Origin of the sequence: Quadrisphaera sp. RL12-1S (assembly GCF_014270065.1) — a bacterium.
Classification (GTDB): Bacteria; Actinomycetota; Actinomycetes; order Actinomycetales; family Quadrisphaeraceae; genus Quadrisphaera.
Map to the genome: position 1 here is coordinate 77061 of NZ_JACNME010000006.1, position 22676 is coordinate 99736.

The following is a 22676-nucleotide window of genomic DNA, read 5'->3' on the forward strand; positions in this document are numbered from 1 at the left end:
TGGAGCTGGAGTTCGTCGGTGACGAGGCCCGGCTGTACGACACCGACAGCGCCGTTCGTCCCACGGGACGGCCGACGTCGGCGGACATGCCGGCGCTCTTCGAGTGAGCCGCTGATGGGTCGGGTACTGGAGCCCCGTGGTGCCGCGGCGTCGGGACTTGGTCTTCAGATGGCGCTGCTGGGTGTGGTGTGGGGCGTCGTCGGGCTCGCGTGGCTGGTGCGGCTGGCCGGGACGACGGCGTCCTGGCTCACCGCGAACGGGTGGGCCTCGCCGCGGTTCGGCGTCGACTTCGTGCGGCTCCTGGTCGGCGACGGCGTCGAGGCGGTGTGGCCCGAGACGCCGACCTGGGCCGTCATCGTCCTGGCGCTCCGGCTGGTCGCCGTCGTGACGACCGCGGGGAGCGCGCTGACCGTCCTGGGGCGGCGGATGCTCGCTCCGGTCGAGGGGCTTGCGCAGGCGCACGAGGTGGCGCCGTTGACCCCGGCGCCCGCGAAGGAGCGGGCTCGACGCCTGCGCCGGTCGCTGGCGAACCAGGCGGACCGTGACGTCGCTGCCAACGACGTCGGCCTGGCGCTGGGGGTCCTCATGCCGCGCGGCCCGCGGCTGCGGGCGTCCTGGGAAGATGTGCTGCTGCGGTGATGGCGCCCCGGGCCGGCAAGACGACGACACTGACGGCGCCGATCGTGCGCAACGCCCCCGGCCCGGTGCTGGCGACCTCGATCAAGTCGGACCTGTGGGAGGCCACCTAGGCGGAGCGCGCCGCCTCGACCGGTGAGCGGGTGTGGGTCTTCGACCCTCAGGTCGTGACCGGGCAGTCGCAGGCGATGTGGTGGGACCCGCTGCGCGGCGTCACCACCGTGGAGCAGGCGACCTGGCTGGCGGGGCACTTCATCACCGAGATCCGCGGTGACAAGGACGGGCGGGACTTCTGGTCCACCGCCGCCCACGACCTCCTTGCCAACCTCCTGCTGGCTGCGGCGCTGTGGGAGCGGTCGCTGCCGGAGGTCTACGAGTGGCTCACCGAGCCCGCCGTCCCGACCGCGGCCAACCTCCTTCGGGCGCACGGCCACCACGCGGCAGCTGCTGCGGTGGTCGGGCGGCAGAACGGGGCGGTCGAGACGCGCGACGGCATCTACGAGACGGCGCGCACCGCGGCCTCGGCGCTGCGAGACCCGATCATCATGCGTTGGCTGGTGCCGCCAGGGCTCAGCGGGGCCACAGGATGCGAGGAGCTCGACACCGCGGCGTTCGTCGCCTCGCGGCAGACGCTGCACCTGTTGTCCAAGAACGGTGCCGGCACCGCCGCCCCGCTGGTGGCCGCTCTGGTGGACCGGCTGATGCACGACGGCATCCGCGCCGCGGAGCGCTCGGTCGGCGCGCGACTGGACCCACCGCTCGTCGTGGTTCTGGACGAGGCCGCGAATATCTGCAAGATCTCCGACCTGCCCGACCTGTACCCCACCTCGGGTCGCGCGGCGTGGTGCCACTGACGGTGCTGCAGTCCTATCGACAGGGCGTTCGGGTGTGGGGCGAAGCGGGCATGGACTCGCTGTGGTCGGCGGCCACGGTGAAGCTGGTGGGCGCCGGCATCGACGACGCGGAGTTCGCCGAGGACATCAGCCGCCTCGTGGGTGAGCACGACGTCGCGGTGCGCTCCTACGCCGACGGCAGCGGAGACGGTCGGCAGCGCTCTTCGAGGTCAGTCACGACGTCCTTGCGGCGGCAGCGGCTGCTGCCGGCCGAGGACCTGCGCGCGATGTCGAAGGGCACTGCGCTGGTGCTCGCTACCGGCCTGCGGGTGGCTCAGGTGCGCTTGGAGCCGTACTACGAGACCCCAGCTGGGCGGACCGACAGATGAGCGATTTGAGCGGTGAGCGTTGGCAAGCCGAAGTTGACTCTCGGTTGGCGCGACTGGAGCTATGGGCCGACGAGGCCGAGCTCGCCGACGCAGTAGTCGGCGCTAGTCAAAGCACTGCGGGAGGCGGCGGGACGGACTACCCCGACCTGGACAGCTGGGTCGCCGATTACATGTGCGCTACTTTCTCCCGTCCCTTGGGCGGAGAGTTCCGGTGGTGCTCGAAGTGGCGAGAGCACCGCGAGGCCGTCGTGCGGCTGGACGCACTGTGGTGCTCGTGGAAGGCGCTCAGCCGCGACCCCTCCCTCGGGCTCTCAACCTGGTTGCACAACTTCCTAGACCCTCAGCTGATAGTGCTGCTGAGTTCACGAGGCACCTTCTCGGGCTGCTCAAGCGAAAGAAACGAGCCTGGCGCAGCCCTTTGCTCCCGCGACGCATTAGATCACCTTCTCAGGACCCCGGTATGCCCGATCGTAAGACCCGTAAATTAGTGACCGCCATTCCGCCAATACCGAATCGAAGGGCAATGCCTAATCATCAACAATCCGCATGCGGCGATCCTGCACATGATCGATGTGGAGAGTAACGAACCGGTCGCGGTAAGCGATACCGGTGGTCCGCGTCACCGAACCTCCACCTAGCGGCTGCGTCAGGGAGAAACGCATACCTAGGGCCGCATCAGCATCGATGTGCTCGGGTAGGGGGCCGCCGACCGGATACCCGGGATGAGCAGGTGGAACACACCCCTGCCCAAGGTCTGAGCGCCCGGAGAAATGATCATTCGCAGCGACGTGGAAGAAAGCTCCGTGGGTCATCGCAAGCATGTGCGCCTCCGCCAGTAGTGCAGCCGGATTCAGCCTCAACTGACTCACCTCCAGCCCCTGACGGTGCCCATCTAGCGTCGGTCGAGCCAATACCTCCAAGACGGGCCGATCAAAAACATCGAGCGATTGGGGCCCACGCACGGCACTGATGGGAATGGTGTCCCCATCCGGGATCGGCGCCATCACTAAGCCGACCCTCATATCGGGTCGAGAGCGCACAGCAAGACCATGCTTTACCTTGTTATGAGCTGCTTGAGTGTCGATCTCTCCTGGACTGAGGATCTGGACAGCGTAAGCGAGCCAAGCCACAAATACGTTACAGGCCTCGACTAACTCGGGGTCTCTTCGACCCATTTCCCGCCTTTCCCTGGGCACAAGGGCGCGAAACACACTCTCCCCCGCAGCTGGATCGTTCGTCCTCTCGCGAAGACGACGGATGACGTCGGCCATTTGCGTAGGTCCGGTGGCCATGTCAGCCCAAAGACATGGAGCGGTCGCGCTCGCTTCAGGCGTCAATCGGACTGCACAGAATCGAACTAGAGCCTCTGCGGCGTGTTGACGAACGGAAAGCGCGTCCATGGCAACTTGTGCAGCCACATCTGATTCAGAGACTTCGAACTTGGCATCCGGCCATCCCAGATAGTTACGGAACTGCCCTCGCAGGCTGGTCGGGCCCAGTTCAGCAAACGAGACTCCAGAGGTCGGCCGGTCATAGCGGTCGATCAAAGACATTATTCGCGAGGTAAAATACTGGTATGGGTTGGATGCGAGGAACGTGTCATCTAAGGCCCTAGCCTGTTCCTCACTGAGGAACTGGCCCTCGGCAGACGGATACACGAAGAGCATTCTAAGCGACGCCGAAGCGGAAGACCTGTGACAACCTGTGGTTGGCCGCACCCTAGATGCCGACGGCCTCGATGCACACTAACCAGCGTCCACACATCGACGGCTGGCGCGGCGGTTCAAGTCGATGATTCATTCGCAACGAGCGCCCCGGGATGATGGGCCCGACACTCAAGCCAAGGCAGCCATGTGATAATCAGACTTGATCCTGCGATCATTGGCCCCTGTCAGTCTCATCACTCGCATAAGTCACGGAGGGCCCCTTGTCGGAGGTAGACAACATTGATTGGAGCCGGGGTGCGCTCGTCAAGCTCTTCCACATAGAAACTGAGGGTTCCCGCATTTATTTCAACCGCAGAGACGGCGGCACTGGGTGGTTCAAGCACCCACAGGTGACGGACGCTGCTCCAGGAGACACCTACTACCTCCCAGATGACATTGCTGGAGAAGTGCCCGTCAAACTACCCTCAGAATACTGGCCAGAATCCACCCCAGACGTCGGCACAGTGAACAGCCTCAGCAGTTCCGGCGACGTGGCCGTCATTGAGGTTTCCGGCAGACATCTCGCCTACCCGCAGCGCGAATCGTCTCCTTATCGTGTTGGACAGACGCTGATGATGAAGTTGAATGGACAGCCTGGAGCAGTCCTGAGCGACAAGCCAATCGACAGGCTCGGTCTACACCGCGACGAAGATTTCGACCCAGCCGCTTTGAGGACCGACCCGCAAAGCATTGAGGTCGATCTGGACGACTTTGGAGGTTCGCCGTCATTGGTGCGTAGGGCCTCCCAACTTGTGCGGGTAGCACTTGATCCCCAGGGTCGTTTACAAGCGATCGGCGCCAATCCCGTAAAGGGCATACTCTTCAGCGGCCCATCCGGAACCGGTAAGACGCATCTCGCGAGAGCGCTGAGCCGACACACGAACGCGAGCTTCTACCTAATAGATGGTCCCGAGATGGTCAACAAGTGGGTAGGAGAGAGCGAGAAGCGTCTTCGGGCGCTTTTTGAGGACGCCCAAAAGCAGGCTCCCTCGCTCCTTTTCTTCGACGAGTTGGATAGCCTTGTGACCAGTCGGGGATCTGACGCCTCCGAACATTCGACACGACTTATCGGTCAACTACTGACCGCGCTAGATGGCTTCAGGGCCGGACGCCAAGTGCTGGTCATCGCAGCAACCAACCTTCCCGGCTCACTCGATTCTGCGTTACTACGGCCAGGTCGTTTGGGATTCAAGATACAATTCGACGGTCAGCTAAGCCCCAGCGATCGACTCGACATCCTCCGAGTCTCCTCCCGCAAGGTCCAGGGAGCACACAACTGTGACCTTGCGCGGTTGGTCCTCGCGACTGAGGGCTGGTCTCCGGCGGAGATTGCCTCAATCTGGACGGAGTCCGCCATATTAGCGTCTCTCGATGAACGCAGTCAGTTAAGTAGGTCCGACATAGATTATGGGTTGAAGCTAGCGACACACAATAGAGCCATCTCTCTGAAGCAGGTGGCGGATCAGTGAGAGTAATGCATCTGCTATCTCGGGCCTCATGGTCAGCGAGGAGCTGGCTCGGGCGCCGTTGGCGACGGTGGCGACGACGGCGCGCTTGGGAGGGGACACGACGGGAGTTCGTATATCTGGACGAAGTAAGTGTCATCAGCCTGGTGGCCGCCCGCCATGGCTCCGTGATCGAAACCCTTAAGAGCACCATCACAGACACCACGACGTCTGAGGTGGGCTCATCGTTGAGCACTCCTGCCGCGGCTGGCCTGCCTAGTGCAGGGCTTACCAGCAAGAACTCGTCCGCAAACAGCTCGGCCCGGGAAGTCGTGCGCCGCGCAGTCATTCAAGGAACCTTTCGTGACCTTCGCCTTGAGGATGCGGGCCTCAAGATTTCGGTAGACGATCACAAGAAGGACGGGGACTTCCCGGCCATGCGGACTGTGAAGGACCTAAGTCATCATCTGCGGGGAATGGCAAAGGTTCGCCGGGCCGTAAGAGTGGCGGACCTCGTGCGAGGAGATGTAATCGAGGCTCGAGTGGAGTTACGGGCCGAGAGGACATATCAATTGGCCACAGCAATCACCTCCACCGTGGATATGTTAAGCGAACGACCAGGCGCTTTTGGTGTCGGTGAGCAATCGCTTGCTGAGGCAACACCCATCGTGGGACTCCTCTCGCGACTACTAGTTGACCTAGTGCCTTTAGCAGCCAGGATGACCAGTCATCGCTTGGTCGACTGCGAAGGAGAAGCGTGGTTGATTGACGCTGATGTGATCGCCAAGGGCAGTGAGCTGGACCTGGAATGTCAATACGCGACGATCGCTGGCGTGACAGAGGCATCTCTCTATTGGAAGGATGTTCGTCGACTTCTATTTGATGGGTCAGAATACTCAATTTATGCCAGACTGGCCAAGCCCGGCCTGGCGCAGAATTGGTCTCCCGTCAAGTTGGCGAACGTCCTGGAGTCAATTTCCCCAGAGTTAGGGGAGCAGTTGCGTCAGATCTCTAATGTCTTTGATGGAGCGCAGTACTCTCCAGTTGACGAGTCGCCAGTCGAGATATCGGCCATTCTAATGGAGGATGGACTTCTGCCCTTCGGGCGATCGCTGACCCAAGGGAGAGGACAGACCGTGTCCGAGACTAGCTTGACGTTCGTCGCAGCGTCGGCGGCCAGCACCTTCGGCGATGTGACCGATCTAGAGGACATCTCAAGGGTCCGCGAGGCCTACGATGCCGTGTTGCAATTCATTGAGGAGAGTGCACCGACCGCGACTGACCGCGTCGATAGGACGTGGGTGCAACTGTTGCGCGATGCGCACCACCAGGCCGTACTGTTAGCCGTGTCGTCAGCAACATCTAAAAACACGGCGACTGCTGTCCCGTTGCCCGCCCCACAGAACTTCCTTGAAGTCGAGGTAACGGCCATATACTGGTGAGAGAGTGCCGTACCCGATCCCAAGGCTGAATCCATTCACTCAGGACCCCTAGGCTCCACCACAATATTTTAAATGGAAGAATCCGGCTTTCGATTACATCGGAAGTCACTAAGACTAGTGTCTGTTGGCGTTCGATTCATCCGTGATGGCCACGGCCGTCGCCAGCCAGTCCGGCGCCTCCCCCGTGGCGTTCAGCGCCTTGACGGCCTGGTTCACATTCACGGCGAACCTGCGCACCTGAGTGCGCGCCGCCATCAGCTCCACCAGCGCCTCGCGCATTGGCAGCAGCGACGGCGCCCGCACACCCCGTGCAGCCGCCAGCGCCGCCTCAGCGGCGTACCCCGATGGCGTCAGCCCCGCCGACCGGGCGGCCTCCACCAGCAGCGCGTACTCCTCGGCCGTGGCGCGGAACTTCACCTGGCGGTCCCGGGCTTTGGTGTACCGGCGCGCCCGACCAGGGCGCTGGGCGACGGCGCTCACAGCGCACCCCAACCCGTTTCGGCGCCAGCCGCTGTCGATGACCGCGCCCGGTCGACGTCGCCCCGCTGGGGCCCGCGATGCGCAGCGAGCGGAGTCCGGCGCGCCAGCGACGGCGCATCTGGGTACCAGATGCATATCTTGCTCCCGCTCCTCCGACCCCCGCGGGAGCCGCCGCTATCGACGTCGGCAGGGCCACGGGGCCGACAGCGAGCGGCCTCACGACGCCGCCTGCCGGTCGAGGATCTTGCAGGCGCGCTGGAACACGGTGGTGCGGGTCAGCGGCAGGTCCTCGCGCTGCAGCTCGGCGCGGGCCTGCATCTGCACCGCGACACGCCCACCACCGAGGGCCTGCAACCGCTCCTCGAGCGCCTCGACGTCGGCCTCGGTGAGCTGGGAGCTGCTCACGTCGGCGGCGGCCTCGTCCCACCACGGCCCCGCCTCAGCGACCCGCGTCGGTGAGCGCGTCGCTGCGTCCTTGGCGACCTTCAGCAGCGCCGCCGTCGCGAGGTGCGCCGGCCAGCCTCGGGTGCCAACGGCGAGCTGGAGGGCTGCGAGCAGGTGCGGGCCCTTCCACAGCGTGGCGCCGCAGCCGTGTGCGGCGCGCAGCGCGGCGCAGTGGACGGCGAGCTGGTCCAGGCAGACGGCGGAGCCGAGGCCCAGCTGAGTCAGGAGCTTCACCTCCTCCCGCAGGGCGCGCGCGGCAGCCGACGGCGCGGGGGACGGAGGGGGAGGAGAAGAGCTTCTCTGGGTAGAGATCTCTGGGTTGGGCCGCAGATCTGCGGCTGCCCCCTCCGCGGATGTGCGGCGGGGGGCCGCAGACTCGCGGCCCTCCCATCACCGCCTCGCGCACTGCCGCTGACGAAGGCGCCTGGCTTGACGGAGCCTGCGCGGAGGGGGCCGCAGATGTGCGGCCCCCTCCGCCGCAGGTGCTCCCGTCGTCCCCAGCTGCAGCCGACGGCCGCTGCGTGCGCAGGTGGTACTGGTTCGTCAGCGTCGCGCCGCACCGCTGGCGGTGCTGCACGACGACGAGCCCGGCCTTCTCCAGCGCGCGCATAGCGCGATCGACCGCATCGGTGCTGCGCCCCAGCCGACGCGCGAGCGTGCCCCGCGAGGGCATCCGCACGCCGGAGCTGTTGCCGTACCGGAGCAGCAGGCAGTACAGCCGGAATGGGCCGTCGGGGACGTCCGCCTCGATGACCCACTCGGGCACGAGGGCGAAGAACTGGTCCTCGACGACGAGGACGTTCTCCTCCCCCGGCGGTCGTTCAGCCGGTGGATGCGGCGGGAGGTTCTGGGCAGGGGTCATCGGTCCTCCGAGCAGGCATTCGCGGGCTCGCCGAGGGCGCTGCAGAGATCAACCGAAGACACGTCTCGCGCTCACGTGGCGCCAACATCTGCTTGAGACGGGCCAGCACGGAGTGAGACGGGGCGGGACCAGCGCGCGGCGGCGTGAGACGAAGTGCCTGCTCAGAGACCTGGAGCGACGAGCGGAGACTCAGCGGAACGAAGGGTGTTCTCCTTCTAATCCGATGGTCGCTGGTTCGAATCCAGCCGGGGGCGCCGACTGCTTGTCGCCGCTTCCAGGTCTCTGAGCTGGGAAGTTGTCGCCGCGGCGATGGATCGTGGTGGAGCACGCGCAGGTGCGGACGGCTCGGAGCTGTGCCGGGCGCTCACGTCGTCGTCGTGGTCCACAGGTCCGACACCGGTGACGACGGGGATCCGACGTCCTCGGGTGGCACATCCCAGCGCTGCCACCAGCGGGACATCGCGCCGGGCTCGGACGCCCCGGCACCTGTGGGCATCGCTGTCAGGCCAACGCCGTGCCGGCTCGTGGAAGCGGACTCCCGGGGACTCGGTGGTCCTCGCTGGAGATCCGCTTCCTCCTCAGGTGAGGACCTGGTAGCCGGCCGACGGGGTGGTGCGCGCTGCGGTGCGCAGCAGCTCCGGGGGGAAGCGGTCGACGGGGACGGGCGGGGAGAAGAGGTAGCCCTGCACGCTGTCGCAGCCCAGTCCCGCCAGCACCGCGAGCTCGTCGCGGTGCTCGACGCCTTCGGCGACGACGTGCATCCCCAGTCGGTGGCCCATGTCCACGATGGTGGCCACCAGCGCGTCGTCAGCCGGCTCGCCCGGACCGCGGGGGTAGAGCCCGAGCACGAACGACCGGTCGATCTTGAGCTCGTCGACGGGGAGCTGGCGCAGGTAGGACAGCGAGGAGTACCCCGTCCCGAAGTCGTCGATCGAGGTGCGGACCCCGGTCGCCCTCAGAGCGGCCAGCACCTGCGCTGCTGCGACCGGATCGGCCACCAGGGTGTCCTCGGTGATCTCCAGGCACAGCAGGTCCGCCGGGACGCCCTGGCGGACCAGCATGTCAGCGACGTCGAAGGCGAAGGACGGACGCATCAGGCAGTGCGCGGTGATGTTCACCGAGACCGGCACCCGGTAGCCGCGGCGCAGCCAGGACCGGCAGACGAAGAGCGCCTCGGTGAGCACCTTGGCCGTGAACGGCGCGGACAGCTCCGCGCCGGTGGCCATCGCGAGGAACTCCGACGGCGCCAGCAGTCCGCGCACGGGGTGGTTCCACCGGGCCAGAGCCTCCACCCCCAGCAGCTGGCCGTCGGCGATGGCGACCTTGGGCTGCAGGTGCACCACGATCTGGTCGTCGTCGTCCAAGGCGCGGCGGAAGTCGGTCAGCATCGCCAGGTGGCAGGCGGTGTGGGAGTCGGTGGAGGCTTCGTACAGCGCCGTGCCCGACCCGGAGCGCTTGGCGGTGTACATGGCCACATCAGCTTCACGCAGCAGCTCATCGGCGACGCGAGCCCGCTGGGCCGGACTGAGGTCTCGGCCGGCACCGGTGGGCAGGGCGGGGCGGTGGGCGATGCCGATGCTGACACCGATGCTGACCGTGATGGTGTTGGGGAGCGTGCTGGCGACGGTGTTCGCGATCGAGCTGTGCGGAGCAAACACCGCATCTGCTGAGCTGCCGGGTGAGTCACCCCGTTCCGGGTTCTGCAGCGAGGTGATCCGCGCGATGGTCGTCCGGAGGCGCTGGGCGACGGCCAGGGCCTCCTGGACGTCCAGGCCGGGCAGGAGCACCGCGAACTCGTCCCCGCCCAGGCGCACCAGCAGCCCGGGCCGCTCGACCCCGGTGGCGGCCCGGGCGGAGACCGCGCGCAGCAGCTCGTCGCCGGCGGAGTGGCCCAGGGTGTCGTTGACCTCCTTGAAGCGGTCGAGGTCCAGTGCCAGGACGGCCACCTGGGTGCCCCCGGCCAGGGCGGAGTCCATGGCCTGAGCCAGGTGGGCGCGGTTGGCCAGGCCGGTGAGGTCGTCGTGCAGCGTCTGGTGGCGCAGCTGCTCCACCAGGTCGGCCTGGACGGCGCGGGCGCGCTCCGCCAGCGTCCAGGCGGTCAGCGACCCGGTGCAGGCTGCGGCGAAGAAGGCGGCGTGCACCCCGGCGAAGCGCCAGGGGTGGAGCATGTGCTCGTGGTTGTGCCCGTACACGTGCTGGGGCCAGAGGGTCCCCACCAGGCCGTGCTCGAGCAGCACCCAGGCGATGGCCACGCTGAAGGGCGCCCAGGCCTCGTACAGAGCGACGACGGGGACCATGACGAAGAAGTGGAAGTGGGCCTCGATGTACCCCCCGGAGACCGAGACCAGGTAGGACGAGCAGGCCATGAGCCCGGCGGCGGCGGCGCAGGAGGCCAGCGCTCGATGCACGCGCAGGCGGCCCCGGGTGAGCTGCTCTGCGGTGGCGAGCAGGTACAGCCCGGCGGGGACTGCCAGTGGCAGGGAGCTCAGCAGCGGGGTGTGCCGGTAGAGGGTCCAGCCCGCGAGCAGGGGCAGGTGGGCGAGCAGGACGGTGGTGACCCAGCGGTGGCGGGTGCGCCAGACGTCCTCAGGTAGCGACAGCAGACCGGGGAGCCTCCAGGACTGCAGGCCGGTGCTCCGGCGGGTGCGTGACACGCCCGATCATCGACGGGCGTGCACCGGCACTTGAGTCCCGCCTCGAGGGCTGCTCCCCGACCGCCCGACCGCCCGACCGCCCGCCCCGGAGCGCTCGTCAGCGCGTTCGCGCTGACGATCGCCGTCCACTCCGTCCAGCGAGACGCTGACCCGCGCCGCACACCGATGGCCTCACCGGTGGCCGTCTCTCGCACACCAGCCTCAGCGCGCGACGGGGCCGCTCCGGTCCCGGCAGTGGGCGTTCGCGCGCCGCCTCGTGCACCTCCGCCGCGGACGGCCCAGAGCGTCGCGCGACGATCAGTCAGCTCGGGGGGCGGTGAGCCGTGCGGGCAGCACGTCGACGAGGTGGTCGATGAAGTCCTCCAGGGGCTGGTCGCCGGAGTCCATCCACCGGAGGATGACGTGGGCCGCGCCGGCGCTGACGAACTGCGTGACCACCTCCCGGGCGTCGTCGTCCAGGTCCTCGAACTCGGTGTCGACCGACGGCCTGGTGAAGGCGGCGAACTGCGCGATCAGGCGTTCCAGGACGGCGGACCGAGAACCCACGCCGATCGCGTACGCCAGGACGTCTCGAGATCGCCCCAGCGCCTCGATGGTGTGGGCGAGGCCCGTCCGGCTGATGCTGCGCCGGTCGCCGCGGTGAGCGCTCCGCTGCTCGACGTCGAGCTGGGAGACGACGGCGAAGGGCTCCGTGATCGCATGGACAGCGAGGTCGTCGACGGTCGCGAAGTGGGTGTAGTAGGTGCTGCGCGCCACTCCGGCGGCTTCACACAGCCAGGTCACGCTGGGGCGGGGCAGCTGTTCCGCGGCGGCACGCCGGTATGCGGCGACCAGCCGACGTCGCGTCTCCTGCACCTGTGCGTCGTCGGCTGAGCGGAGGTCGAGGCGCCGGGCCTCCTGTGGTCCGTCCGTGTGACCCACCCCCTGTAGACACTGTCCATTCTCGGCGTACAGTCCCGCCTGCAGCCTCATCCGGCATCTTGCCGGGCGACGCCGCTCACCCGGTCACGGCGCGGCGTCCTCGCGAACGTCCGGTGCGGTGCGAGCGCGTCCAGTGTCGAACGCGGAAGGACGAGGGATGAACGCCTGGGTGCCCCACGAGGTCCACCCTCCGCTGGAGGTGGCGGAGGTTCCTGGCCCCGCTCCCGGCTCCGGCCACCTCGAGGACCCGCAGCCGTGGAGACGCCGATGACGGCACCAGCCCTGCGGACGGCCGAGGGCCGCGCCGCCCTCGACGCCGTGGCAGCGCCTCCCCTGCACCGGGCCGGCGGCCCCGAGAGCATCCGCCACCCCGAACTCGTCTGACCGGATCACACACAGGAGGAACCACATGGCACGACTCGACGGCAAGGTCGCGATCATCACGGGCGCGGCCAGCGGCATGGGACTCGCTGGGGCACGGCTGTTCGCCGCAGAGGGCGCCGTCGTCGTCATGACCGACGTCGCCGAAGACGCCCTGCGCCGCGAGGCCGCGGCGATCACGGCCGAGACCGGCGCGACCGTCACGGCACGGACCCTGGACGTCACCTCCCCGCAGTCGTGGGCCGACGTGGTCTCAGGGACGGTCGCTGAGCACGGGCGCGTCGACGTCCTGGTCAACAACGCCGGGATCCACATCGCCAAGGGCGTCCTGGAAGCAGAGCTGGAGGACTGGAACACCGTGATGGCGGTCAACACCACCGGTGTCTGGCTGGGGATGAAGTCCGTCATCCCGCACATGCAGGCCCAGGGCGGGGGCTCCATCGTCAACGTCTCCTCGATCGCCGCGATCATCGGCGGGGAGGCGGACGCCGGGGGCGCGGCCTACTCAGCGTCCAAGGGGGCCGTGCGGTCGCTGACCAAGCACGCCGCCCAGTGGTTCGCCAAGGACGGCGTGCGGGTGAACTCCATCCACCCCGGGTCCGTGTTCACCGGCATGGCTGCTGCTGCCGGCTTCACCAAGGAGTCGATGGGCGCCCAGCTCGGGGGGAACGTCCCGCTGCCCCCGCACGTCGGCGACCCCGAGGACATCGGGTACGGGATGCTCTACCTCGCCTCGGACGAGGCGAAGTACGTGACCGGTGAGGAGCTGGTCATCGACGGAGGCTGGACCACCCGCTGACCCGCCCAGCGGGGCGCTCACCGGCTGGTCCCCCTGTCGGTGAGCGCCCCGCTGCCTTGGCCCAGCACCTCGTGCGGGACGTCCGCACCGAGCAGGGCTCACCGGTGCACCTGTGCGTGGTCGCCGCTGGTGTGCCGTGGATGTTGCCCTTCCACGGTCGCGACACCGCCTCCACCTCTGCGACCGGGATGCCCACGACCGACGACGGGCCCTCCCTGCGCCACGTGCACACGGCGCTGCAGCCGTTCGCCCCTCGTGCGCACTGGGGTGAGCTGCACCTGACCACCCGGAAGCACCTGGAGAGCGCTTCCCCGAGCGGGTGGGCGGTGGCGTCGACCACGACCGCTCGCACACCGGGCTGGGGCGCGCCCGCGCCGTCGTGGCACCACCGCGGAGCCGGGACCTGCCGACTGCGGTGCTGGTGGTGGCGCGCCGCGGCTCAGGACCCGAAGGTGTGCGGACCGCGGATGACGACGTCCGCGCCACCGTCGACGAAGAGCACCTGACCTGTGGCGTGGGTGTTCTCCTCTCCCGTCAGCCACGCCAGGGCACGCGCGACGACCACCGGCTCGAAGGGCCCCTTGAGCGGCATGGGCACGACGGCGTCCAGCTGGGCGCGGCCCTGCTCGGTCTCCATCAGCGGGGCGGTCATGGGGGTCAGGACGATGCCGGGGCCGACGGCGTTCAGGGGGATCCCGGCGCCGGCCCAGCGCGGCTCGACGGAGGTGCTCCTCACCCACTGCGCGATGGAGCGCTTGGTGGAGGGGTAGATGAGGTGGCCCAGCCCCTGCTCGGCCAGCGCCTCGGCGCGCGCCACGGCGCCGGGCTCGTCCCCGGCCTCCAGCACCTCGACCAGCTCGGCGTCGTTGTCCTGCAGCGCCGAGAAGGAGGCGACCACCGCCGCACGGGGCGCACTCGACCTCGCCAGCAGGGGCCTCAGCGCCTCCAGGGTGGCGACCGCCCCGAAGTGGTTCACCCGCACCGTCAGCGCCGAGGGCAGCGCGACTCCCGCGACGGCCAGGACGGCGTCGACGCCCCCTCCACCCGCCGCCTCCTCGACCTTCCCGGGCAGCGCTTCGCGCTGTGCGGGGTCGGCGAGGTCAGCATCGACCTCCGCGCCGCGCAGGTCCACGCCGATGACGTGGTGGTCCTGAGCGCGGAGGAGGTCAGCCGTGGCGCGGCCGATCCCCGAGGCCGCTCCGGTGATCACGTAGGTCCTGCTCATGCGTCGGCTCCTGTCGTGCGGGAGGTGCGTGCGCCAGCCACGTCTCGGCGGCCCGGCGTCAGCGCTGGAACCAGGCGCCGTCGACCAGGTGCGTCATCCCCGAGACGAACGCGGCGTCGTCCGAGAGCAGCCAGGCCACGGTGTGGGCGACGTCGACGGGGCGGCCCAGCTGACCTGAGGGCTGCCCTGCGGCGTACTGCGCCCGCACCTCCTCCGGCAGTGCCGCGACCGCCGGGCTGGCGATCAGGCCCGGGGCCACGGCGTTCACCCGGATCCCGTCACGTGCGTACTCCAGCGCCGCCTGCTGGGAGAGGGCGATGACGCCGGCCTTGGCCGCGGCGTACGCGGGCTGCCCCGGCGTCGCCTTCAGGCCCGCTCCGGAGGCCATGTTGACGATGCTGCCGCCGCCGTGGGCCAGGAAGTGGCTGAGCTGCGCCTTCATGCACAGCCACACGCCCTTGAGGTCGATGTCCATGATCCGGTCCCACACCGCCACGTCCATGTCGTGCAGGCGCGAGGGGGGCTGGCCGACGCCAGCGATGTTCGCGGCCAGGTGCAGACCCCCGTAGGTGGACAGCGCCGCGTCCACCAGGCCCTGCGCGGAGGCGGCGTCGCTGACGTCGACGCGGTGGAAGGTGGCGGCACCACCTCCGGCGTTGATCTCGGCGACGACTCGGGCGCCCGCCTCCTCGGTGACGTCGGCCACCACCACGCGGGCTCCCCGCGCTGCCAGCAGCTTGGCGGTGGCCTCGCCGATGCCGGAGGCGCCTCCGGTCACCACGGCCACCTGGTCCACGAACGACACCGTCCACCTCCGCGTGCGCCCGGGCACCGTCACCCAGGTCGTTTCCCTGAGAAAACATATGCAGTCGCTATCGTTGCGTCAATGGCCGGCCCCGACCCCCACCAGCGGCTGCCCTACCGCGTGGAGCTGGCCGCCTCGCTGGGCTCGCTGGTGCAGACCTGGTGGTCGCCCGCGTTCCGCGAGGACATGGTCCGAGGCGCCGGGGTCGAGCTGGGCACCACGGAGGCACGCCTGCTGTGGGAGCTGGGGGCCCGTGGGGCGCAGCGCTCAGGCGCTCTGGCCGCGCTGCTGGACCTCGGGGCCCCGAGCATCAGCAAGGGCGTGGCCAAGCTCGTCTCGCGAGGCCTGGTGGAGCAGGTTCGAGACCCCAGCGACGGGCGGGGGGTGCTGGTCGACCTCACGGCAGAGGGCCGCGCGGTCACCCAGCGGCTGTACGACGTGGGCGACCGCGTGGTCTCCGAGGTGCTGTCCACCTGGTCCGACCAGGACGCCCGCTCGCTGACCGTCCTGGCCGGGCGGTTCAGCCGAGACGCCATCGCCCACGCCTCACGTCTTCGGTCGCGCGCTCCCGACCGGTCCGTCCAGCACGACCAGGCCGGTGCGGAGATGGACGGCAGCGCCTGAGCCTGGCGGCGGTGACGAGGAGCCGCTGGCCCTCGCCCCCGCCGACGGCCCGTCAGCGGCTGCCGGTGCTCAGCCCTGTCCGCCCCGGACGACGGCCGGCCCGACCACCTGCGTGAGCGGCTGCGTGAGCTGCAGCCCGTCCACCGGCTGGAGCTGGTCGTACCCGACCCGGTACCCGACGATCTTCATGCCGGGGGTCAGGTCCTCCTCGTAGACCTTCGCGTAGTTCTTCTGGAAGAAGTCCGCGATGTCGGCCTCGTAGCCCTGGTCGTAGCTGAGCAGCAGGTAGATGCGCTGGTGGCCCGACGCGAGCGCGTCGACCTGGTCGGGCAGGGTGGCCGCGTCGAAGGCGGGGATGCCCCCGCGCCGGTCCCACCCGGGCAGCGTGACCACCTTCGCGTCGCCGTCGTAGTACTTCTCGAACGGCCAGATGGTGAACGGCGAGGAGACCACCACGAGGTCGGACGGGCCCGCCTTGTCCGCGAGCAGCTGCGCGGCGCCGCGGTAGTCCTCCTTGACGGGCACGTCGGTCCGGACCGCCTCCGAGACCGTCGCCGACGCGGTGAGCGCGAGCACCACCGCGGCGGAGACCACCGCGAAGCGGGGGCGCATGGCCGCCACGAAGGCCACCACGAGCAGCACCACCGCGGGCAGCGCCGCGATCATGTACCGCGACAGGAAGAACGGCGAGATGACGTGGCTGAGCACGAACGCCAGCAGCACCGGGCCGAAGGCCGCGGCGACCACGGCGCCCAGCTCGCGGTCGGGGCGGCGAGCCACCCGCACCACCAGCAGCGCGGCGAGCATGAGCAGCGGCCAGGTGGCCACGAGCGCGGAGTTGGCGCTGTCGGGCAGGAACCCGCCGAGGAACTGCGAGTAGACGTTGGTGAAGTCCACCGACGACGGCGAGGGGAGCTGGGGCCGCGTCCCGGAGGCCGAGCCCTCGGCGCGGAAGTAGGCCAGCCACGGCAGCAGGGCCAGGGCGACGAGCACCGCGGTGCCGGCCATGCGACCCAGGCCGCGCCAGCGCTCGCGCGCCGAGACGGCCAGGAAGACCAGGCCCTGCACGACGAGCACGAAGAGGAAGAAGTAGTGCGTGTAGGCGCCGGCCACCGCCGTCAGCGCGAAGCCCGTCCAGTCGGCGGCGCTCCCCCGCCGCAGGACCCGCAGGAAGAAGAGCTGGCTGAGCAGGGTGGCGAAGACGAGCATCGTGTACATGCGCGCCTCGTTGCCGTACCAGTTCATGAACGGCGAGAGGGCGAAGACCGCCACCGCCAGCAGCGCCCAGCGGGTGCGCAGCATCCGGCGGGCGACCAGGTAGAGCACCGGCAGGCAGGCGAGGAAGAACACCATCGACAGTGCGCGCGCGGTCTCGACGTCCCCGCCGAACGCCAGGCGCCAGGTGCGCAGCAGCAGGTGGTAGCCGGGGACGTGGACGTCCTGGGCCACCTCCTTGAGCATGGCCCCGTAGCTGCGGTCCGTCTGCTGCATGCTCTGGGACTCGTCCAGGCGCAGGCTCTGCCCGGCCAGCCACACCCGTGAGACGGTCAGGACGGCGACGGCGCACAGCACCTGGACGGCGGCCACCACCGCGAGGCGGTGGCGGTGCAGGAGGTCGTCCGCGCGGCGCAGCGCAGTCGCGGCACCGCCGCGCGCCGACGCCCACCGCGCGGGTCCGGTCCCGCCGGGGCGCTCCGGGGCGCCCGGGGCGGGCGCCGCGGGAGCGGACGGCTCCTGCAGGTCGGACGGTGCTGCCGATCCGACGGCGGTGCTGGTCAACGGGCCTCCTCGAGGACGGGACGGGCCGTCGAGGCGCTGTCGCGCAGGTCGACGACGTCGTGGGCGCCCTGCGGGCGGGGGGCGCGCCGCGGCGCGGCCGCGAGCACGAACGGGACCGACACGGCCACGTGCACGCACAGCCAGGCGGCGTTGGCGATGAGGGAGGGCGACAGGCCCTCGCGGGCCAGGCCCACGGCCAGCGCGAGCGCGCCGACCGCCGCGTAGGCGATGTTGGGCAGCACCAGGCGCAGGAAGTTGGCCTGCCCGCCGTCACCCACGTCCTTGCTGGTCACCGCGAAGGTCGTCCGGCGCTTGGTGAGCACGGCGACGAGGGCGGTCAGCTGGAGCCACCAGGAGGACAGCGAGAAGGAGATCGCCTGGAAGCTGTACGACGACGCGCTGGTGCGCTGCAGCACGAAGAGGTTCAGCCAGATGTAGGGCAGGAAGACCAGCGCCAGCGTCATGGTGGAGGTGACGATCGGGGTCTGGCCGGTGAGGAGGTAGACGACCGGCAGCAGCGTGGAGGCCAGCACCACGACGCCCGACAGGTAGTAGGCGGCCGAGGACAGGTACTGCAGCCGCTGCCCCCAGCTGAGGCCGCGCCGCAGGAGGGGGTTGTAGGAGAAGACCACCTCGAGGCTGCCGCGGGTCCAGCGGAACTGCTGCTTGTAGTAGTTGAGGAAGTCGTCCGGGGCCAGGCCCTGGGCCAGCACCTTCGGCACGTAGACGCTGCGCCACCCCGCGTCGTGCACGAGCAGGGACGTGAGGAAGTCCTCCGCGATGCTCGTCTCGCACATGCCCCCGGCGTCGGCCAGGGCGGTGCGGCGGATGGCCATGTTGGTGCCGCACATGAAGGCGGAGTCGACGCGCGACTTGCCGCTCATGATCGGCCCGAAGAACAGCGTCTGCTGCTGCCACGCGGTGCGGGTGACCCGGTTGTCCCGGTGGTTGGCGTAGTACTGCGGCGTCTGGACGAAGCCCATCCGCTCGTCGGTGAAGTAGCCCATGACCTCGGCGAGGAAGGTGGGTGCCGGCACGTGGTCGGCGTCGAAGACCACCACGAAGGGGCTGGTGGTCCGGGCCAGCGCGTGGTTGATGTTGCCCGCCTTGGCCCCGCCCGGGGTGGTGCGCGTGAAGCACACCACGCCCAGCTCCTCGGCCAGCACCTCGACGTCGCGCCAGTCGGCCTTGCGGGCCACGAGGCCGTCGTTGAGCAGGTGGACGCGCACGGCGCCGCGGTGCTCCATGGCCAGGGCCGCCAGCGCGGTCCTGCGGACCACGTCCACCGGCTCGCCGCACACCGTGATGAAGACGTCGACGTCACCGTCGAAGTCCGGGTCGAACGGGCGGTCCCGGTCGGTGGCCCACACGGTGTGCACGTAGCTGGCGATCTGGAAGAGGTGGAACACCTCGGTGACCGCCAGCGTCCAGAACAGCAGCGCGTTCCCGTGCTGGAACGCGAAGCAGATCATCGCGAAGTAGACGACGGCCAGCACGAGGTTCAGCGTGAGGACCGCACGGCTCGGCACGTGCTGCAGGAAGGCGGTGTCCTCGGGCGAGAGGGCGTCCGGCGCGGTGCCGGGGCCCTGCGCGTCCGGGCGCTCGTGGGGCTCGCGCAGGTCCAGGACGGCGTCGGTCACGGGAGGTCCCTCCCTCGAGGGTCGTTGAGGTCGGGCAGCTGGTCGAGGTGCAGCGCCATGCCGAACCACGCCCAGTTGGCGTCGTAGTAGCCCAGGCCGGGCTTCGCCGCGCGGGTGTCGGGGTCGTACAGGGGCAGCAGCTCGGTGCGGTACACCTCGCGGGCCAGCGCGGGGCGCGCCACCTCCAGGGCGCCGAGCGCGCCGCCGTACATCGCGGTGGAGGGGTAGTCGACGGCGGGGCGCCCGTCGTGGGTGTAGACCGCGCTCCAGCGCCCCGTGGTCTCCCACGCGTCGCCGAGCACGGAGGCCTGCTGCTCCAGGAGCGCCCGGGCGCGCGGCTCGTCGTTCCACCGGGCGTCCAGCGCGAGGCGCCACGGCAGCCGCAGCGCCTCGAAGCCGAAGTCGGTGGTGCTGCCGGTGGTCGTGGTGATGCCGGTCGCGACCGAGGCGGCGCCGGTCGTGCGGTCCAGGCGCACCCAGTCCGGCGCCAGGGCGCCCTGGGCCTGGCCGCCCAGCGGGTCGGCGGAGACCTGCTGCAGCACCGCGTAGCTGCTGTCCACCAGAGCGGCCCAGTCGTGCTGGGGGTCCACGCGGGCGAAGGCGCGGTAGGCGTAGGGCGCGAAGTACGACGGGTTGACCAGCACCGAGGCGGTGTCGTTGCGCTCGAGGTCGTTGGCCGTCAGCACCGGACGCCCGGCGACGTCCACCACCTCCGCCTGCCACACCGCGTTGACCAGCGGCAGCGCGTCGTAGAGGTAGTCGTCGTCCTGCCACCGCGAGTACGCCATGAGCAGGGAGAAGGCGACGTCGACGTCCGCGTCGCTGGCGGCGTTCTGGCCGCCGGAGTCGGTCTGGACGCCGTAGGTGCCGTCGGCGCGGGGCCCGAAGCGCCACGACAGCAGGCGGTCGGGGCGCTGGAGGTTGTCCTTGGTCCACGACCACGAGCTGTCGAAGGTGGCGCGGTCGTCGCTCCAGACCGCGCGCATCATCGTGTAGCTCTGGCCCTCGGAGGTGGTGATGCCGCCCTGGGACGGGTCGAGCGTCCGCCCGGTCCCCTGCTCGATGAACCCGGTCTTGTACGAGGCCCACATGTCGCTCAGCGCGGTGTCCTCCGAGGGGACCATCGGGGTGTCGGCGGCCACGCGCTGCACCGCCTGGCGCACGCCCCCGGTCAGCTGCAGGGCGACGGCCAGCACCAGGACGACGGCGACGGCGACGGCTCCGGCCGTCAGCCAGCCGCGGCTGCGCGAGCCGCGCGGGCCGCGGTCGGGCCCGTCGGGTGCGTGCTGCGAGGGCGCCGCTCCGGCGCCCTCGACCTGGTCAAGCGACATCGGTGCCTCCGGTGCGGTGGGGCTGCGCCGAACGCGCAGGGGTGCTGGTCAGGTCGATGACGTCGGCGTGCCGCGCCACGAAGAGGCGGATCGACGGGTCGTGCGCGTCCACGTCGAGGCGGCTGAGCAGCCCGAGGGCGTCCACCTCGTCGGCCCCGGGGAGCAGTGCCCGCACGCGGTCCTCCTCGAGGAGCCACCTGTCGTCGCGGCGGCTGCTGGACGACTCCGGGCGCCAGCCGTCGGGCAGGACGGCGCGCGGGAGGTCCACCACCACGGAGACGTCGTTGGCGGCGCGCCGCTCGGGGCGGCCCCAGCTGCGGGAGGTGCGCTCGTGCTCGGAGACGAGGGCGGCGAGCACGCCGTCGGCGGTGCGCCGCCAGGTGAAGCGGCGCGCCCAGGCGCGGGCGCCCGACCGCAGCCTCTGGGCGGTGGCCGGGTCCGACAGCTCGGCGAGGGCGCGGTCGAGGGCGGCGGCGAGCACACCGGTGGAGTCCGCGCCGGCACCCTCGGAGTCGTCGACGAGCCAGCCCGTCTCCCCGTGGCGCACGGTGTCCCGGGCGCCGGTGGCGCGGCGCGCCAGGGAGGGCACGCCCGCGGCGTTGGCCTCCAGCAGGGACAGCGACCAGTCGCCGCCGTCGGAGGCGCTCACGGAGAGCCACGCCGTGGCCAGCACCGCGTCGCGGTCGGCGTCGGGCAGGCGGCCGTGGAAGACCACGGGGGCACCCAGGTCAGCGGCGAGGTCCTCCAGGCGCTGGCGGTCGGTGCCGTCCCCGACCAGGTGCAGCTCCAGACCGGGGTGCGCCGGCGCGACGCGCGCGACCGCGGCCAGCAGCGTGTCGAGCCGCTTGTAGGGCGACAGGCGCCCGACCACCACCACGCGGGGGCGGGGTGACGCGTCGGTGGTGATGCCCCGGGTGTCCGCGCCGCCGGGCACCACGCGCACGGGGCCGCGCAGGTGCAGGCGCCGGCGCACGGCCTTGCGGGTGGACGGGGAGAGCACCACCACGGTGCGGCGCCCGTAGACGCGCCGGGTGGCCGGCCCCTCCAGCCAGGCGGCGAAGCGGGCGGCCGCGCGGGGGAAGGAGCGGGTGAACAGGTCCTGGTGGACGTGGTGCACCAGGAGGACGACGGGGGTGTCCCCGGCGACGACGGGGCTGAAGAAGGGGATGCCGTTGGCCGAGTCGACGACGCCGTCCAGCCGCCGGCGGTGCCGCAGCAGCCACGCCATCGCCAGGGGGTAGACGGTCACCCAGCTGCCCATGCGCCGCACGGCGTAGCCGTCGACCACCTCGCGCGCCGGGGTGCCCGCCGGGCGGCTCGTCACCAGGGTGACCGCGTGGCCGTCGGAAGCCAGCTCGCGGGCCACGCGCTCGCAGTACAGCTCGGCGCCGCCCGCGGCGGGGTGGCGGCGGTCGCGCCAGTTGAGGACCGCGATGCGCGCGGTGCGGGGCGCGCTCATGCGACGCGCGCCAGGGACGAGCGCAGGGCCCGCACCTCGGACAGGATCCGGGGGCCGTGGGTCCAGAGGCTGAACGACGACCCGGCCGCGTCGTCGGTCCACTGCACCGGCAGCTCGCGGACGGGGAAGCCGAGACGGGCGGCGATGGCGAGGACCTCCACGTCGAAGGCGAACCCCGTCCCGGTGACCCTCGGGAAGATCGCCTCGACGGCCTCGGCGGAGAAGAACTTGAACCCGCACTGGGAGTCCGCCACCCCACCGGTGAGGGGGCTGGTGAAGGCGCGGAACGCCAGCGACCCCAGGCGGCGCACCAGCGGCTGGGCCACCACGTAGGAGGCGCCGGGCGCCCGCCGCGACCCGATGACGACCGGGGCGCCCTGCCGCAGCTGCTCCACCACGGGGACGATCAGCGACGGCGGGGTCGACAGGTCGGCGTCGCAGAAGCCGCGCCACCGCGCGGTGCTGGCGAGCAGGCCGCGGCGCACGGCGGCGCCCTTGCCCTGCCGGGAGCAGCCGATGAGCCGCAGAGCCGCGTTGCGGGGGGCCGTCGAGGCGGCGGCGTCCACCACCTCGGCCGTGCGGTCCACCGAGCCGTTGTCGACCACCGTCACCACCACCGACAGCGGCAGCTCGGCGACCTGCGCCAGCAGGGCGGCCAGGGTCGGCCCGAGGCGGGCCTCCTCGTTCCACACGGGGACGACGACGTCGAGGTCGGCCGTCCAGCGGGTCGTGCGCTGCACGTGCGGTGCGGTGGTGTCCAGGGTGGTGCTCACGTCGATCCCCTCGGAGTCGCGGGCCCCGCCGCGGGGCAGGGCTGACGG

The 22676-nt window shown here is 70.2% G+C and carries 21 protein-coding genes; 9 read left to right on the top strand and 12 right to left on the bottom strand.

What is annotated here, in order from left to right; translation table 11 throughout:
- Nucleotides 1-168: 168 nt before the first annotated feature.
- The 5 genes from H7K62_RS12925 to H7K62_RS23930 are packed head-to-tail and all read left to right on the top strand — an operon-like array spanning nucleotide 169 to nucleotide 2346.
- Complete coding sequence (locus tag H7K62_RS12925) at nucleotides 169-639, top strand: hypothetical protein (RefSeq protein WP_186718841.1); 471 nt, start codon at nucleotides 169-171, stop codon at nucleotides 637-639.
- Nucleotides 636-749: a type IV secretory system conjugative DNA transfer family protein gene (locus H7K62_RS21580; protein ID WP_222437555.1), complete on the top strand. Its 114-nt coding sequence runs from the start codon at nucleotides 636-638 to the stop codon at nucleotides 747-749. The genes H7K62_RS12925 and H7K62_RS21580 overlap by 4 nt, the downstream gene beginning before the upstream one ends.
- A 54-nt stretch (nucleotides 750-803) precedes the next feature.
- Nucleotides 804-1490: a type IV secretory system conjugative DNA transfer family protein gene (locus H7K62_RS12930; RefSeq protein WP_186718842.1), complete on the top strand. Its 687-nt coding sequence runs from the start codon at nucleotides 804-806 to the stop codon at nucleotides 1488-1490.
- The gene (locus tag H7K62_RS12935; protein WP_186718850.1) at nucleotides 1478-1858 is read left to right on the top strand and encodes a TraG/TraD/VirD4 family protein; all 381 of its coding nucleotides are present in this window, start codon (nucleotides 1478-1480) and stop codon (nucleotides 1856-1858) included. The genes H7K62_RS12930 and H7K62_RS12935 overlap by 13 nt, the downstream gene beginning before the upstream one ends.
- Nucleotides 1855-2346, top strand: coding sequence for a DUF4913 domain-containing protein (locus H7K62_RS23930; protein WP_186718851.1), 492 nt, complete (start codon nucleotides 1855-1857; stop codon nucleotides 2344-2346). The genes H7K62_RS12935 and H7K62_RS23930 overlap by 4 nt, the downstream gene beginning before the upstream one ends.
- A gap of 39 nt (nucleotides 2347-2385) precedes the next feature.
- On the opposite strand, the gene H7K62_RS12945 is transcribed toward H7K62_RS23930, so the two are convergent.
- The gene (locus tag H7K62_RS12945) at nucleotides 2386-3516 is read right to left on the bottom strand and encodes a hypothetical protein (protein WP_186718852.1); all 1131 of its coding nucleotides are present in this window, start codon (nucleotides 3514-3516) and stop codon (nucleotides 2386-2388) included.
- Nucleotides 3517-3785: 269 nt separating this feature from the next.
- On the opposite strand from H7K62_RS12945, the gene H7K62_RS12950 reads away from it, so the two are divergent.
- Together H7K62_RS12950 and H7K62_RS12955 are read left to right on the top strand one after the other, a co-directional pair.
- Complete coding sequence (locus H7K62_RS12950) at nucleotides 3786-5033, top strand: ATP-binding protein (RefSeq protein WP_186718853.1); 1248 nt, start codon at nucleotides 3786-3788, stop codon at nucleotides 5031-5033.
- Nucleotides 5034-5038: 5 nt separating this feature from the next.
- A complete protein-coding gene (locus tag H7K62_RS12955; protein ID WP_445499618.1) occupies nucleotides 5039-6451 on the top strand; it encodes a DUF6414 family protein in 1413 nt (470 codons plus the stop codon).
- A gap of 114 nt (nucleotides 6452-6565) precedes the next feature.
- On the opposite strand, the gene H7K62_RS12960 is transcribed toward H7K62_RS12955, so the two are convergent.
- From H7K62_RS12960 to H7K62_RS12975, 4 genes are all read right to left on the bottom strand, one after another.
- Complete coding sequence (locus tag H7K62_RS12960; RefSeq protein WP_186718856.1) at nucleotides 6566-6931, bottom strand: plasmid mobilization protein; 366 nt, start codon at nucleotides 6929-6931, stop codon at nucleotides 6566-6568.
- A gap of 216 nt (nucleotides 6932-7147) precedes the next feature.
- Nucleotides 7148-7609: a hypothetical protein gene (locus H7K62_RS12965; protein WP_186718858.1), complete on the bottom strand. Its 462-nt coding sequence runs from the start codon at nucleotides 7607-7609 to the stop codon at nucleotides 7148-7150.
- Nucleotides 7610-8815: 1206 nt separating this feature from the next.
- Complete coding sequence (locus H7K62_RS12970) at nucleotides 8816-10891, bottom strand: putative bifunctional diguanylate cyclase/phosphodiesterase (RefSeq protein WP_186718860.1); 2076 nt, start codon at nucleotides 10889-10891, stop codon at nucleotides 8816-8818.
- Nucleotides 10892-11188: 297 nt separating this feature from the next.
- Nucleotides 11189-11647: a TetR family transcriptional regulator C-terminal domain-containing protein gene (locus tag H7K62_RS12975; RefSeq protein WP_186718861.1), complete on the bottom strand. Its 459-nt coding sequence runs from the start codon at nucleotides 11645-11647 to the stop codon at nucleotides 11189-11191.
- A 574-nt stretch (nucleotides 11648-12221) separates the two neighbouring features.
- On the opposite strand from H7K62_RS12975, the gene H7K62_RS12980 reads away from it, so the two are divergent.
- Entirely contained in the window at nucleotides 12222-12992 is a 771-nt protein-coding gene (locus H7K62_RS12980) for an SDR family NAD(P)-dependent oxidoreductase (RefSeq protein ID WP_186718863.1), read from the top strand.
- A gap of 439 nt (nucleotides 12993-13431) precedes the next feature.
- On the opposite strand, the gene H7K62_RS12985 is transcribed toward H7K62_RS12980, so the two are convergent.
- Both H7K62_RS12985 and H7K62_RS12990 read right to left on the bottom strand, forming a co-directional pair.
- Nucleotides 13432-14217 (bottom strand): SDR family oxidoreductase, encoded by a 786-nt coding sequence (locus tag H7K62_RS12985; RefSeq protein ID WP_186718865.1) that lies wholly within the window; start codon nucleotides 14215-14217, stop codon nucleotides 13432-13434.
- A gap of 58 nt (nucleotides 14218-14275) precedes the next feature.
- Nucleotides 14276-15022, bottom strand: coding sequence for an SDR family NAD(P)-dependent oxidoreductase (locus H7K62_RS12990; RefSeq protein WP_186718867.1), 747 nt, complete (start codon nucleotides 15020-15022; stop codon nucleotides 14276-14278).
- Nucleotides 15023-15103: 81 nt separating this feature from the next.
- On the opposite strand from H7K62_RS12990, the gene H7K62_RS12995 reads away from it, so the two are divergent.
- On the top strand, nucleotides 15104-15646 hold the full coding sequence (locus H7K62_RS12995) for a MarR family winged helix-turn-helix transcriptional regulator (RefSeq protein WP_186718869.1): 543 nt from the start codon (nucleotides 15104-15106) through the stop codon (nucleotides 15644-15646).
- A gap of 69 nt (nucleotides 15647-15715) precedes the next feature.
- On the opposite strand, the gene H7K62_RS13000 is transcribed toward H7K62_RS12995, so the two are convergent.
- From H7K62_RS13000 to H7K62_RS13020, 5 genes are read right to left on the bottom strand one after another with little or no spacing between them, the layout of a single operon-like run.
- Complete coding sequence (locus H7K62_RS13000; protein WP_186718871.1) at nucleotides 15716-17425, bottom strand: glycosyltransferase family 39 protein; 1710 nt, start codon at nucleotides 17423-17425, stop codon at nucleotides 15716-15718.
- Entirely contained in the window at nucleotides 17422-19065 is a 1644-nt protein-coding gene (locus H7K62_RS13005) for a glycosyltransferase (protein ID WP_186718877.1), read from the bottom strand. The genes H7K62_RS13000 and H7K62_RS13005 overlap by 4 nt, the downstream gene beginning before the upstream one ends.
- Entirely contained in the window at nucleotides 19062-20396 is a 1335-nt protein-coding gene (locus H7K62_RS13010) for a glycosyl hydrolase family 8 (protein ID WP_186718880.1), read from the bottom strand. Before H7K62_RS13010 ends, H7K62_RS13005 begins: the two co-directional genes overlap by 4 nt.
- Nucleotides 20386-21855 (bottom strand): glycosyltransferase family 4 protein, encoded by a 1470-nt coding sequence (locus tag H7K62_RS13015; protein ID WP_186718881.1) that lies wholly within the window; start codon nucleotides 21853-21855, stop codon nucleotides 20386-20388. Before H7K62_RS13015 ends, H7K62_RS13010 begins: the two co-directional genes overlap by 11 nt.
- Nucleotides 21852-22628, bottom strand: coding sequence for a glycosyltransferase (locus H7K62_RS13020; protein WP_186718882.1), 777 nt, complete (start codon nucleotides 22626-22628; stop codon nucleotides 21852-21854). The genes H7K62_RS13015 and H7K62_RS13020 overlap by 4 nt, the downstream gene beginning before the upstream one ends.
- Between the last annotated feature and the right edge of the window lie 48 nt (nucleotides 22629-22676).